Source organism: Curtobacterium sp. MCPF17_047 (assembly GCF_003234045.1).
Classification (GTDB): domain Bacteria; phylum Actinomycetota; class Actinomycetes; order Actinomycetales; family Microbacteriaceae; genus Curtobacterium.
Genome location: NZ_QKSF01000006.1, coordinates 25,520 through 38,570, shown reverse-complemented (window position 1 = coordinate 38,570; position 13,051 = coordinate 25,520). Strand labels below are relative to the sequence as shown.

Here is a 13,051-nt window from a genome sequence, read left to right as displayed (position 1 = left end):
GCGCGGCAGGGTCCGGAGGCGTCGACTCGGGCATCGCACCATCATCCCATGCGGGGTGGTCCCGCAGCGGGGTCGTGGACCCGACACCCCGGGAATCGCAGCGAAGACCAAGGCGGCGTCTGCGAGAGTTGCCGTCTCAGTCAGTCAGCCCGCGGTCACCGCGAGAAGGAGTTCACGTGCTCGTCACCGAGGTTTCGAACGCACTGCCGGGGGGATCATCACTGCTCAGGAACGAGCCGGTCCAGGCCCGCAGCTCGGCGCGCCTCGCAGGTCTGCTCGACGCGGCGGCCGCGGTCATCGACGAGATCGGCTTCGAGCGGCTCACGACGGCCATGGTCGCCGAGCGTGCCGGTGCGTCGATCGGCACGGTCTACCGGTACTTCCCGGACCGGATCGCCGTGGTCGAGGCCCTCGCCATCCGGTGCACGCAGCGCCTCGCCGCCCGGTTCGTCGAGACACTCGACGCCTCCGGCGCCACGACGTGGCAGGAAGGCTGCGACGCGCTCATCGACATGACCGCGGAGATGTACCGCACCGAGCCCGGCTTCCGCGCGATCCGCTTCGCCGACCTCGACACCACGTCCGGTGACGAGGACGCCGACCGCCTCGCCGCACTCGGCGGAGCCGTCGGCACCGTGATGCGCGAGCGCTTCGACCTGCCCCAGTCCGAGGCGATCAACCGGGCCTGGGTCGTGCTGGCCGAGTCCGCGCACGCGGTCCTCGCTCGTGCGCACGTGGACCGCGAGCACCCGGACACCGAACTGATCGCGGCCTACCGCGCGATGAGCCGGCCGTACCTGGAGTCGGTGATCGGGGCCTCCTGACCGCTGACCCACCTCGGACGCCCGTCCCTCCGTCGCGGAGGGGCGGGCGTTCGTGTCCGAACTGCGCGGACCCGGGGTCGATGTCCGCCAGGCGTCATGCGCCGTCACGACCGAACCGCTATGGGCTCAGCCCTGTACTGTCGTCCGGTGTCGGGCTACCTCCACCAAGAAGGGCACCCATGATCGAGTTCCGCTCGGTGCGCAAGACCTACCCGGACGGCACGAACGCCGTCGAGTCGTTCGACCTCGTGATCCCCTCGCGGACCACGACGGTGTTCGTCGGTTCGAGCGGTTGTGGCAAGACCACACTCCTCCGGATGATCAACAGGATGATCGATCCGACCTCGGGGTCCGTCCAGATCGACGGTGAGGACATCGCCGGCGTCGACCCGGTGCAGCTCCGCCGTCGCATCGGCTACGTCATGCAGAACGCCGGTCTGCTGCCGCACCGCAGGGTCGCGGACAACATCGCGACGGTGCCACTGCTCACCGGGGTCTCGAAGGCCGACGCGCGGAAGCGTGCGCTCGAGCTGATGGACACGGTCGGCCTCGACCGGTCACTCGCCGATCGCTACCCGTCGCAGCTGTCCGGCGGACAGCAGCAGCGGGTCGGCGTCGCTCGCGGTCTCGCGGTCGACCCGAACATCCTGCTCATGGACGAGCCGTTCGGCGCCGTCGACCCGCTCGTGCGCAACGACCTGCAGGACGAGTTGATCCGGCTGCAGCGCGAGTTGGGCAAGACGGTCGTGTTCGTGACGCACGACATCGACGAGGCCTTCAAACTCGGCGACCAGGTCGTCATCCTCAAGAAGGGCGGCGAGATCGCCCAGCAGGGGACGCCGGCGGAGATCCTCTCCGCGCCGGCGGACGACTTCGTCGCGAACTTCATCGGCGTCGGACGGGGCCGTCGGTCCCTCCGGGTCGAGCAGACCCCGACCGGTCCGGTCGTCGTGGACGGTGACGGCCGCGCCGCCGGCGTCCTCACCGGACCCGTGGGCGTCGTCGACGCCGCTGCCGCTGTCCGCTCCGAGGCCGGGACGCCCAGCGTCCCGGGTGCTGCGGCGCAGGGTGGGAGCACCCGGTGAAGTGGGTGCTGTCGAACCTCGACACGATCGGGGACGACACGGTCGCGCACCTGGCGATCGCGATCCCGCCGATCATCATCGCCTTCCTGCTGTCGATCCCGATCGGGTGGCTCGTCGTCCGACTCCGGCGACCCGGCGCACGCCCGCTCAGCAGCGGTGTGGGCGGAGGCATCGTCACGTTCGCCGGGCTGCTCTACGCCGTCCCGTCGCTGCCACTGTTCATCGCGCTGCCGGGCCTCATCGGCACCGGGCTGCAGGACCCCGTGAACATCGTCATCGGCCTCACGCTCTACGGCCTCGCCCTCATGGTCCGGTCCACCGTGGACGGCCTCGGATCGGTCGACCCCGCCACCACGTCGGCGGCGACCGCGATGGGGTACTCCGGAGCGCAGCGGTTCTTCCGCGTCGACCTGCCGCTCGCCGGTCCGGTGCTGCTCGCGGGCCTCCGGGTCGTCTCGGTGTCCACGATCTCGCTGACCACGGTCGGCGCGGTGCTCGGTGTCCAGAGCCTCGGATCGCTCTTCACCGACGGCATCGGCCGGAACATCCCGGAGGAGATCGTCGCGGGTGTCGTGATGGTCCTCGTCCTGGCGTTCGCGATCGACGGGTTGCTCGTGCTGCTCGGTCGGATCGTGATGCCGTGGACGCGTCGATCGGCGCCCTCGAAGCGTGCGGCCCGCCGCGTGCTCCAGTCTGCGGAGGTCACCGCATGATCATCGGACAGGCCTTCGGCTGGGTCCTCGACCCGGCCAACTACGCCGGTCCCGACGGTGTCTCCGAGCGGCTGTGGGAACACGTCTGGATCTCGCTGCTCGCCGTCGTCATCGCGTCGGTGATCGCGATCCCGATCGGCTACGCGATCGGCCACACCGGCAAGGCACGCGGCTTCGCGATCGCCCTCTCCGGCGGCATCCGCGCCCTGCCGACGCTCGGTGTGCTCACCCTGGTGGGCCTGCTGCTCGGCGCGAACCTGCAGGCTCCGCTGTTCGCACTCGTCGTGCTCGCGATCCCGTCGGTGCTCGCCGGGGCGTACGCCGGCATCGAGTCCGTCGAACCGGTCACCGTCGACGCTGCCCGCGCGCAGGGCATGACCGGGTGGCAGATCCTGACCAAGGTCGAGATCCCGCTCGGACTGCCGCTGCTCGTCGGCGGCGTCCGCGCCGCCGTGCTCCAGGTCGTCGCCACCGCCACCCTCGCCGCCTACGTCGGATCGGGTGGGCTCGGCGGGTACGTGTTCCTCGGGCTCAAGACCCAGGACTACGCCATGATGCTCGGCGCCTCCATCCTCGTGATCGCACTCGCGATCGCGTTCGAGATCGTCTTCTCCGTGCTCCAGCGGGCGGTGGTGCCCGCGGGCATCGCCGACCGCCCGACGCGGCGACGCTCGGGATCGCGTGAGCGGCCCCACACCCCCATCCCGGAAGGAACCCCCTCGTGATCACAGCACCCAAGCTCCGCGCCGGCATCGCCGCCGCGGTCGCCGTCGGCGTGGCCGCCGCCCTCGCCGGCTGCTCCTCCAGCAGCCCGCTCGACAGCGGCTCCAGCTCGTCCTCGGACTCGAAGACGATCGTCGTCGGGTCGCAGCAGTACTACTCGAACGAGATCATCGCCGAGCTCTACGCCCAGGTCCTCGAGAAGGACGGCTTCCAGGTGAAGCGGAACTTCAACATCGGGCAGCGCGAGGTCTACCTCCCGCAGCTCGAGAAGGGCGCGATCGACGTCATGCCCGAGTACGGCGGCAACCTGCTGCAGTACTTCGACAAGAACTCGACCGCGAAGTCCGAGTCCGAGATCACGGACGGCCTGAAGAGCGCCCTGCCGAAGGGGCTCCGTGCCCTGGACGCCGCCGAGGCCACCGACCAGGACAGCTACACCGTCACGAAGAAGTTCTCCGAGGAGAACGACGTGACGAGCCTTGCCGACCTCTCGAAGGTCAAGGGCACGCTGACCGTCGGCGCGAACTCGGAGAACCAGACGCGTCCGTACGGTCCGAAGGGCCTGAAGTCGGTCTACGGCGTGACGGTCCAGTCCAAGGCGATCGAGGACTCCGGCGGGGCCCTGACGGTCAAGGCGCTGAAGGACGGCACCGTGCAGCTCGCGGACATCTACACCGCCGACCCGAGCATCAAGGCGAACGACTTCGTGACGCTCGAGGACCCGAAGAACCTCATCGTTCCGCAGAACGTCACCCCGGTCGTCTCGAGCAAGGTCGACGACAAGGCGGCGGACGACATCGACAAGGTGAGCAAGGTCCTGACGACCGAGGCGCTCATCGAGCTCAACACCAAGAGCACCGTCGACAAGGAGAAGGCCTCGACCATCGCGAAGGACTTCCTGACCGACGAGGGCCTGCTCTAGGTCGCACGGACACCCCGGATCCCGCGTCGTTCTGCGGGGTCCACGACGACAGGCGTCGGGCATCGAGCCCGGCGCCTGTCGTCGTTCCCGGGACGCTCGTCCGTGACACTTGTTCCGCACGGTTGTGCCGTGCACTACGCCTGCACGTTCGTGCAGCAGTGCCCTCTACAACTTGTCGAACCGTGCCGCTCGACAGTACCGTCGAAGCATGAACGACCTCCTGGACCCGCTCCTGCTGTCGCGGTGGCAGTTCGGTCTGACGACGATCTACCACTTCCTCTTCGTCCCGCTGACGATCGGCATGGCCGTCGTCGTCGCGGTGTTCCAGACCGCCTGGGTCCGGACCGGTCGTGCGCACTACCTGCAGCTGACGCGGTTCTTCGGACGGATCTTCCTCATCAACTTCGCGATGGGGGTCGTCACCGGCATCGTGCAGGAGTTCCAGTTCGGCATGAACTGGTCGGACTACTCGCGCTTCGTCGGCGACGTCTTCGGCGCCCCGCTCGCGCTCGAGGGCATCCTGGCGTTCTTCTTCGAGGCGGCGTTCATCGGCGTCTGGATCTTCGGCTGGGACCGCCTGCCGAAGAAGCTGCACCTGGCGAGCATCTGGTGCGTCAGCGCGGGCACGATCATGTCGGCGTACTTCATCATCGCCGCGAACGCGTTCATGCAGCACCCGGTGGGCTACGCGATCAACGAGGCGAAGGGTCGCGCCGAACTCACCGACATCTGGGCCGTCCTCGGGAACAAGGTCGCCCTCGCCGCATTCCCGCACACGGTCTTCGCGTGCTTCACGGTCGCCGCCGGCGTGATCATCTCGGTCGCCGCGTACCACCTGGCGCGCAACCAGAACCTCGAGACGATGATGCCGGCGCTGAAGTTCGGCCTCTGGACGATGGTCGCGGCCGGCGCCCTCACGGTCCTCACCGGTGACCAGCTCGGTCTCACCATGGTCGACACGCAGCCGATGAAGATGGCCGCGGCCGAGGCGCTGTACAACACCGCGACCGGCAAGGACGCCTCGTTCTCGATCTTCACGCTCGGCACGCCCGACGGCGTCACCGAACTCTTCTCGATCCGGGTGCCGTACCTGCTGTCCTTCCTGTCGACGCACACCTTCTCCGGCACGGTCGAGGGCATCAACGACCTGCAGGCGCAGTACACGCAGGTCTACGGGCCGGGCGACTACAAGCCGATCATCTGGGTGACCTACTGGTCCTTCCGCTGGATGATCGCCCTCGGGGTCGGCGCCGTGATGGTCTCGCTCGCCGGACTCTGGCTGACGCGCAAGGGCCGCTTCCCGCAGCAGCGGTGGGTCTGGCGCATCGCGATCTGGGCCGTGCCGCTGCCGATGGCCGCGATGATCGTCGGCTGGGTCTTCACCGAGATGGGCCGCCAGCCCTGGCTCGTGTTCGGCCTGCTCAAGACGGCCGACGGCGTCTCCCCGAACGTGACGGGCCTCGAGGTCCTCATCTCGCTCGTCGTGTTCACCCTCATCTACGGATCCCTCGCGGTGGTCGAGTTCCGACTGGTCAAGAAGGTCGCCCAGGAGGGCCCGGCCGCTCCGGCCGAGGTCGACGCGGAGACCGGCGAGGTCAAGCACGAAGTGACGGTCTACTAGAGATGGAAGCTGCCTGAGATGGACCTGCCTGTTCTGTGGTTCGCGATCGTCGGACTCTTCTTCGTCGGGTACTTCGTGCTCGACGGGTTCGACTTCGGTGTCGGCATGTCCCTGCCGTTCCTCGGCAGGGACGACACCGACCGCCGTGTGCTCATCAACACCATCGGCCCGGTCTGGGACCTCAACGAGACCTGGGTGATCGTCGCGGGAGCCTGCCTGTTCGCCGCCTTCCCCGAGTGGTACGCGACGATGTTCTCCGGCTTCTACCTGGCACTGCTGCTCATCCTCGCCGCACTGATCCTGCGCGGGGTGTCGTTCGAGTACCGGCACCAGGACAAGCACCTGGCATGGAAGCGCCGGTTCGACCTGATGATCGTGGTCGGCAGCGCGGTGCCGTCGTTCCTCTGGGGCGTCGCGTTCGGCAACGTCGTCCGGGGGATCCCGATGGACGCCGGGCACAACTACACCGGCACGCTGTTCGACCTGCTCAACCCGTTCGCACTGCTCGCCGGCGCCACCACCCTGCTGGTCTTCTTCACCCACGGCGTCGTGTTCGTGGCGCTGAAGACCGAGGGCGAGATGCGCGAGCGGGCGATGCGCCTGGCGAAGCGGGCCGGAGTCGTCACGATCGTGGTCGCCGCCGTGTTCCTGGTCACGATGGCGCTCGTCCGGTCCACCCCGACGTCGCTCGTACTGTCGGCCGTCGGTGCCGTGGCCCTGGTCGTCGCGGTCCTCTGTGCCGCACGCGGTCGGGAGGGTCGCGCCTTCACCCTGATGGCCGTCACGATCGCGGCGGTCGTCCTGGCGATGTTCACCGCGGTGTTCCCGGACGTGATGCCCGCCACCAACGACCCGGCGAACAGCCTGACCGTCGCCAACGCCTCGTCCGGCACGTACACGCTGACGGTCATGAGCTGGGTCGCCCTGGTCTGCATCCCGCTCGTGCTGGCCTACCAGGCGTGGACGTACTGGGTCTTCCGCAAGCGGGTCTCACGCGCCACCGTCGCGCAGGCCGCGCACTGACCGGGAGGCACGTGTGAAGCCGCTCGACCCCCGCCTGCTCCGTCTGTCCCGGACGGCGCGCGGCTTCGTCGTGGCCGCCGCCGGCACCGGCGCCGTGCGGACGATCGCGACCATCGCGATCGCCTGGGCGATCGCGGCCGCGGTGACCCAGGTCGTCGATGCGGTCCGCGCCGGTGCCGTCCCTGCGACGTTCGCCGGCACGCTCGCCCTGCTCGGCGGCGCGTTCCTGCTCCGCGCGGTCGCGGCCTGGGCGACCGACGACCTCGCCGCCCGCGCGGGTGCCCGTGTGAAGAGCGAACTCCGCGCCTCCGTGCTCCGGCGCGCGGCCGACCGGGGCCCCGGGTGGCTCGCCGGTCGGTCGAGCGCCGGCTTCGCCACCACGCTCGGCCCGGGGCTCGACGCGCTGGACGCCTACTTCGGCCGGTACCTGCCGCAGCTCGCGCTCACCGCCGTCGCCACCCCGCTGCTGCTCGTCGCGATCGGCCTCGGCGACCTGACGAGTGCGGTCGTCATCGTCTGCGCGATGCCCGTCATCCCGGTGTTCATGGTCCTCATCGGCCTGGCCACCCGGTCGCTGCAGCAGCGGCAGGCGGACGCACTCGCACGGCTCGGTGGGGCGTTCACCGAGGCCGTCGAGGGGCTCGCGACCCTCAAGGTGTTCGGCCGTGCCCGCCGCCAGGTCGGCCGCATCGGGCAGGTCACGGACGAGTACCGCCAGGGCACCATCGGTGTGCTGCGGCTGTCCTTCGTCAGCGGCTTCGCCCTCGAGCTGGCTGCGAGCCTGTCCGTCGCACTCGTCGCGGTGTCGATCGGCATCCGGCTGGTCGACGGCTCGCTCGGCCTCGGCGCGGCGATGTTCGTCCTGGTCCTCGCCCCGGAGGCGTTCGCCCCGCTCCGGCAGGTCGGTGCCGACTTCCACGCGGCCCAGGACGGGGTGCAGGCGTCGCAGGCCGTCCTCGACGTGCTCGACGACCCCGACGTCCCGGTACCAGCTGCGCCGGACACCGTCGCCGCTGCCGGGGTGGACGTCCCGGCGCCGGCCCTGGTGCTCGCCGGACTCGGCGTGCACCGCTCCGGCACGGTCGTCGGCCCGGTCGACCTCACCGCCCCGACCGGGACCGTCGTCGCCCTCTCCGGCCCGAGCGGCTCCGGCAAGTCCAGCCTGATCGCTGCGATCCGCGGGGTCCTCCCCGCCGACGGCACGGTCACGGTGCCCGGGCGTGCCGACCTGCCGGTCCTCGACCGCACCACCTGGGTCGACCAGCGTCCGCGACTGGTGCGCGGCACGGTCGCCGAGAACGTCGCCCTCAGCGCCCAGCCGGACACGGCGGACGTGCGGACCGAGCTCGCTGCGGTGGGGCTGGGAGTCGACCCGGGCCTCCCGGTCGGCAGTGGCGGATCCGGGCTGTCCGGCGGGCAGGCGCAGCGTGTCGCCGTCGCGCGCGGGCTGTACCGTGCGGCTCGGCTCGGGACGCCGCTGGTGCTCCTCGACGAGCCGACGTCCGCCCTCGACGCGGAGTCCGAGGCGCAGGTCGTCGCCGCCCTCCGCCGACTGGCGGACGCGGGGGCGGTCGTGGTCGTCGCGAGCCACCGACCCGCCGTCGTTGCCGCCGCCGACGTCGTCGTCGCGATCCGCGCCTCCGGATCCGTCACGGTCTCGTCGCAGCGGTCGCCACAGGAGGTGTCCGCATGAGCAGCACCCGCGCGAGCAGCACCCGCGTGAGCCGCCCCGACGGCCGGGAGGCCCGCACCCGGTCCGTCCTCCGACTCGCCCTGCCCCGTGGGCGGGGTTGGGCGAAGGCCGTCGCCGCCGGCGTCCTCAGCGCGCTCTGCGGAGTGGCCCTGCTCGCCGCCAGCGGGTACCTGATCACGCGCGCCGCCGAGCACCCGCCGATCCTCTACCTGACGCTCGTCATGGTCGGCGTCCGCGCCTTCGCCCTCGGGCGCGCGGTGTTCCGCTACGTGGACCGGCTCGCCGGGCACGACGCGTCGTTCCGCCAGCTCGCCGTCGTCCGGACCGAGATGTACCGTCGGCTCGCCTCGGTCGCCCCCGCCGGGCTCGGATCGACCGGGCGCGGCGACCTCACGACGCGGCTCGTCACCGACACCGACCGGCTGCAGGACCTGCCGATCCGGGTCGTCGGGCCGCTCGTCTCGGCGGGCGTCACCGCGTTCCTCTCGGTCGTCGCCGTCGCGTTCGTGTCCCTGCCGGCCGCCCTCGTGCTGCTGTCGGCCCTCGGCACGGCAGCCCTGGTCGGGACCGTCGTGACCGCCGCGGTCGCCCGCCGCTCCGACGCGGTGACCGCCGCCGACCGCGGGCGCGTCGCGGACCTGGTGCTCGACACCGTCCGCACGCTCGACGTGTTCGTGGCCTACGGCACGCTGGAGGAACGACTCACCCACATCGCGCGGCTCGACGACCGCGTCACGCGGGCCGTCCGCCGCCGCGGCGCCGTCGAGTCACTCGTCGGCGCGCTCGTCGGCCTGGTCGGCGGGGCTGCGGTCATCGTGACGCTGGCCGTGGGCGCGCCGGCAGTCGTCCGTGGTGCCCTGGACGGCCCGCTCTGGGCACTGGCGGTGTTCGTCCCGCTCGCGCTGTTCGAGGTCGTCGGTGGTGTCCCGCTCGCCGTCCTCACACTCCGTCGGGTCCGGGCCGCCGCGGACCGCGTCGAACGGGTCGTCCCCGCGGAGCTGCCGGTCGGACTGGTGCCCGAACCCGAGGACGCCGCCAGCCCGGAGGCCCTCGTGGCGCCGGCCGCCGTCACCGTCCGGGTCCGTGACCTGTCCGTCCGCTGGCCGGGCGCGCCGACCCCCGCGGTCGACGGGGTCTCGTTCGACCTGCACCCGGGCGAGGTCGTCGTGCTCAGCGGACCGAGCGGCGCCGGCAAGTCGACGCTGGTGGACGCCCTCGTCCGGTTCGTCGACCACACCGGCAGCGTCACCCTGGACGGGACGGACGTGCGGACGATGCACCCCGACGCGGTCCGCGCCCGCATCGGTCTGATCGAGCAGGACCCGTTCGTCTTCGACCAGTCGGTCCGGCAGAACCTGCTCTTCGCACGGGAGACCGCGACCGACGACGAACTGCTCGCCGTGCTCGACCGGGTCGGACTGGGGGACTGGATCCGGCGTCGTGGGGGACTCGGCGCCGCGGTGGGGGAGCGCGGTTCGCTCGTGTCCGGGGGCCAGGCCCACCGGTTGGCCCTGGCGCGGGCCCTCCTGCACGAGTTCCCCGTCCTGGTGCTCGACGAGCCGACCGCCGACATCGACCCCGACCTCGGTGACGACGTGCTGCGCGACCTCGTGACGACCGCCCGCGCGGCCGGACGCTCCCTGCTCGTCGTGTCGCACGTACCGGTGCCGGCCGACCTCGTCGACCGGACCCTGCGGATGCGGGACGGACGCCTGCTCACGCGGTGACCCGGCGCACGGACGCGAGACGGTCCTGACGGCTTGTATCGTTGACGACCGTGACCATCGAGCAGCACGTCGAGGACCCGCACGCCTACGACTTCCGGCGCATCCAGCAGAAGTGGCAGGCGCGGTGGGAAGAGCTCGGCCTCTTCACCGCCGACCCCGACGACAAGCGCCCGCGCAAGTACATCCTCGAGATGTTCCCGTACCCCTCCGGCGACCTGCACATGGGGCACGCCGAGAACTGGGCGCTCGGGGACTTCGTCGCGCGCTACTGGCGCCAGCAGGGCTTCAACGTGCTGCACCCGATCGGCTGGGACTCGTTCGGCCTGCCCGCCGAGAACGCCGCCATCAAGCGCGGCGTCGACCCGAAGGACTGGACCTACGCGAACATCGCGCAGCAGAAGGCGTCCTTCAAGCGCTACGCGCCGTCGTTCGACTGGTCGACCGAGATCCACACCTCCGACCCCGAGTACTACAAGTGGAACCAGTGGCTGTTCCTGAAGATGTACGAGAAGGGCCTGGCGTACCGGAAGGACAGCTGGGTCAACTGGGACCCGGTGGACCAGACCGTCCTGGCCAACGAGCAGGTCCTGCCCGACGGCACCTCGGACCGCTCCGGCGCCGTCGTCGTCAAGAAGAAGCTGACGCAGTGGTACTTCAAGATCACGGACTACGCGGACCGGCTGCTCGACGACCTCAACCAGCTCGAGGGCCGATGGCCGTCGAAGGTCATCGCGATGCAGCGCAACTGGATCGGCCGCTCGGTCGGTGCTGACGTCGACTTCGTCATCGAGGGCCGTGACGAGCCCGTCACCGTGTTCACCACGCGCCCGGACACCATCCACGGGGTGACCTTCCTGGTCGTCGCACCGGACTCCGACCTGGCCGCCGAGCTCGTCGCCGACCCGTCCGTCGACGATGCCACCCGCGCCGCGTTCCAGGACTACCTGGTCGCCACGCAGAAGGCCTCGGACATCGACCGGCAGAACGCCGACCGCCCGAAGACCGGCGTCCCGCTCGGCCGTTCGGCGATCCACCCGCTGACCGGGGAGCGCCTGCCGCTGTGGGCTGCCGACTACGTCCTCGCCGACTACGGGCACGGCGCCGTGATGGCCGTGCCCGCGCACGACCAGCGCGACCTGGACTTCGCCCGGGCCTTCGACCTGCCGGTGAAGGTCGTCGTCGACACGAACCAGCCGGTCACCGGTGCGATCCCCGTGATCACCGACGAGACCGAACTGCCCTCGATCGACCCGACGACCACCGGCGAAGCCCTCACCGGACAGGGTCGGATGATCAACTCCGGTCCGCTCGACGGGATGAGCAAGCAGCACGCCATCACCGCGGCGATCAGCCTGCTCGACGAGCGCGGCACCGGTCGTGCCGCCAAGACCTACCGCCTGCGCGACTGGCTCATCTCGCGACAGCGCTTCTGGGGCACCCCGATCCCGATCATCCACGGCGAGGACGGCACCCAGTACCCGGTGCCCGAGGACCAGCTCCCCGTGGTCCTGCCCGACACCGAGGGCCTCGACCTGAAGCCGAAGGGCACCTCGCCCCTCGGTGGTGCGACGGACTGGGTGAACGTGCCGAACCCGGTCGACGGCAGCCCGGCCCGCCGTGACCCGGACACCATGGACACGTTCGTCGACTCGTCCTGGTACTTCCTACGCTTCCTGTCCCCACAGGACGAGACGCAGGCGTTCGACCCGGCACTCGTCAACAAGTGGGCGCCGGTCGACCAGTACATCGGCGGTGTCGAGCACGCGATCCTGCACCTGCTCTACGCGCGCTTCGTCACGAAGGTGCTGTTCGACCTCGGCTACCTCGACTTCACCGAACCGTTCTCGGCGCTGCTCAACCAGGGCATGGTGCTCTCCGGCGGCTCGAAGATGTCGAAGTCGAAGGGCGGCGTCTCGCTCGGTGACGAGCTCGACGCGCACGGCGTCGACGCGATCCGCCTGGTGATGGGCTTCGCCGGCCCGCCCGAGGACGACATCAACTGGGAGGACGTCTCGCCCGCGGCCTCCGCACGCTTCCTGGCACGCGCGTACCGGATCGCCGTCGACGTCACCTCGACGCCCGACGCCGTCTGGTCCACCGGTGACCGCGGCGTCCGACAGGCCACGCACCGCTTCCTGGCGGACGCTCCGGGGCTGATGGAGTCGTTCAAGTTCAACGTCGTGATCGCACGACTCATGGACCTGGTGAACGTGACCCGCAAGGCGATCGACAGCGGACCCGGTGCCGCGGACCCCGCCGTGCGTGAGGCCGCGGAGACGATCGCCCTCGGGCTCAGCGTCTTCGCGCCGTACACCGGCGAGGAGATGTGGCAGACGCTGGGCTACGACTCCCCGGTGGCGACGTTCGGCTGGCGGAAGGCCGACCCGACGCTGCTCGTGCAGGAGACCCTCACCGCGGTCGTGCAGGTCAACGGCAAGGTGCGCGACTCGTTCGAGGTGTCGAAGTCGATCGAGGCGGACGAGCTCGAGCAACTCGCGCGTTCGTCGCACGCGGTGCAGCGGTACATCGGTGACCGCGAGATCGTGAAGGTCATCGTCCGGGCACCGAAGCTCGTCAACATCGCCATCAAGGGCTAGTCCCTCCGGGGCCGGGTCCTCCGGGCCTGGTCCGTCCGGGGCCGGTCCGTCCGGGGCCGGTCCCTCCACAGGGGGCGGCGCGCGGGCTCCGTCCACAGGTGGTCTGCGCGGGGCCCGGTCGAC

10 protein-coding genes are annotated in these 13,051 nt (G+C 70.5%); all 10 read left to right on the top strand.

Going from position 1 to position 13,051, the window contains the following annotated elements; translation table 11 throughout:
- The first annotated feature begins 176 nt into the window (after nt 1-176).
- Nucleotides 177-824 (top strand): TetR/AcrR family transcriptional regulator, encoded by a 648-nt coding sequence (locus tag DEJ33_RS07685; protein ID WP_181432888.1) that lies wholly within the window; start codon nt 177-179, stop codon nt 822-824.
- 179 nt (nt 825-1,003) lie between these two features.
- Nucleotides 1,004-1,909: an ABC transporter ATP-binding protein gene (locus tag DEJ33_RS07680; RefSeq protein ID WP_111077608.1), complete on the top strand. Its 906-nt coding sequence runs from the start codon at nt 1,004-1,006 to the stop codon at nt 1,907-1,909.
- Nucleotides 1,906-2,622, top strand: coding sequence for an ABC transporter permease (locus DEJ33_RS07675; RefSeq protein ID WP_111194642.1), 717 nt, complete (start codon nt 1,906-1,908; stop codon nt 2,620-2,622). Before DEJ33_RS07680 ends, DEJ33_RS07675 begins: the two co-directional genes overlap by 4 nt.
- Nucleotides 2,619-3,347 (top strand): ABC transporter permease, encoded by a 729-nt coding sequence (locus DEJ33_RS07670; protein ID WP_111194641.1) that lies wholly within the window; start codon nt 2,619-2,621, stop codon nt 3,345-3,347. The genes DEJ33_RS07675 and DEJ33_RS07670 overlap by 4 nt, the downstream gene beginning before the upstream one ends.
- Nucleotides 3,344-4,267 (top strand): ABC transporter substrate-binding protein, encoded by a 924-nt coding sequence (locus tag DEJ33_RS07665; RefSeq protein ID WP_111077605.1) that lies wholly within the window; start codon nt 3,344-3,346, stop codon nt 4,265-4,267. Before DEJ33_RS07670 ends, DEJ33_RS07665 begins: the two co-directional genes overlap by 4 nt.
- Nucleotides 4,268-4,475: 208 nt before the next feature.
- On the top strand, nt 4,476-5,888 hold the full coding sequence (locus DEJ33_RS07660; RefSeq protein WP_111194640.1) for a cytochrome ubiquinol oxidase subunit I: 1,413 nt from the start codon (nt 4,476-4,478) through the stop codon (nt 5,886-5,888).
- Nucleotides 5,889-5,906: 18 nt separating this feature from the next.
- Entirely contained in the window at nt 5,907-6,911 is a 1,005-nt protein-coding gene (gene cydB / locus DEJ33_RS07655) for a cytochrome d ubiquinol oxidase subunit II (RefSeq protein ID WP_111077603.1), read from the top strand.
- A 13-nt stretch (nt 6,912-6,924) separates the two neighbouring features.
- Entirely contained in the window at nt 6,925-8,604 is a 1,680-nt protein-coding gene (gene cydD, locus DEJ33_RS07650) for a thiol reductant ABC exporter subunit CydD (protein ID WP_111194639.1), read from the top strand.
- Complete coding sequence (gene cydC / locus DEJ33_RS07645) at nt 8,601-10,331, top strand: thiol reductant ABC exporter subunit CydC (RefSeq protein ID WP_111194638.1); 1,731 nt, start codon at nt 8,601-8,603, stop codon at nt 10,329-10,331. The genes cydD and cydC overlap by 4 nt, the downstream gene beginning before the upstream one ends.
- Nucleotides 10,332-10,381: 50 nt before the next feature.
- The gene (gene leuS, locus DEJ33_RS07640; RefSeq protein ID WP_111194736.1) at nt 10,382-12,928 is read left to right on the top strand and encodes a leucine--tRNA ligase; all 2,547 of its coding nucleotides are present in this window, start codon (nt 10,382-10,384) and stop codon (nt 12,926-12,928) included.
- Nucleotides 12,929-13,051: the final 123 nt, after the last annotated feature.

Coding starts and splice junctions, on each gene's coding strand:
- cydC (WP_111194638.1), top strand. CDS start 8,601: ATGAGCAGCACCCGCGCGAGCAGCACCCGCGTGAGCCGCCCCGACGGC.
- DEJ33_RS07660 (WP_111194640.1), top strand. CDS start 4,476: ATGAACGACCTCCTGGACCCGCTCCTGCTGTCGCGGTGGCAGTTCGGT.
- DEJ33_RS07670 (WP_111194641.1), top strand. CDS start 2,619: ATGATCATCGGACAGGCCTTCGGCTGGGTCCTCGACCCGGCCAACTAC.
- DEJ33_RS07680 (WP_111077608.1), top strand. CDS start 1,004: ATGATCGAGTTCCGCTCGGTGCGCAAGACCTACCCGGACGGCACGAAC.
- cydB (WP_111077603.1), top strand. CDS start 5,907: ATGGACCTGCCTGTTCTGTGGTTCGCGATCGTCGGACTCTTCTTCGTC.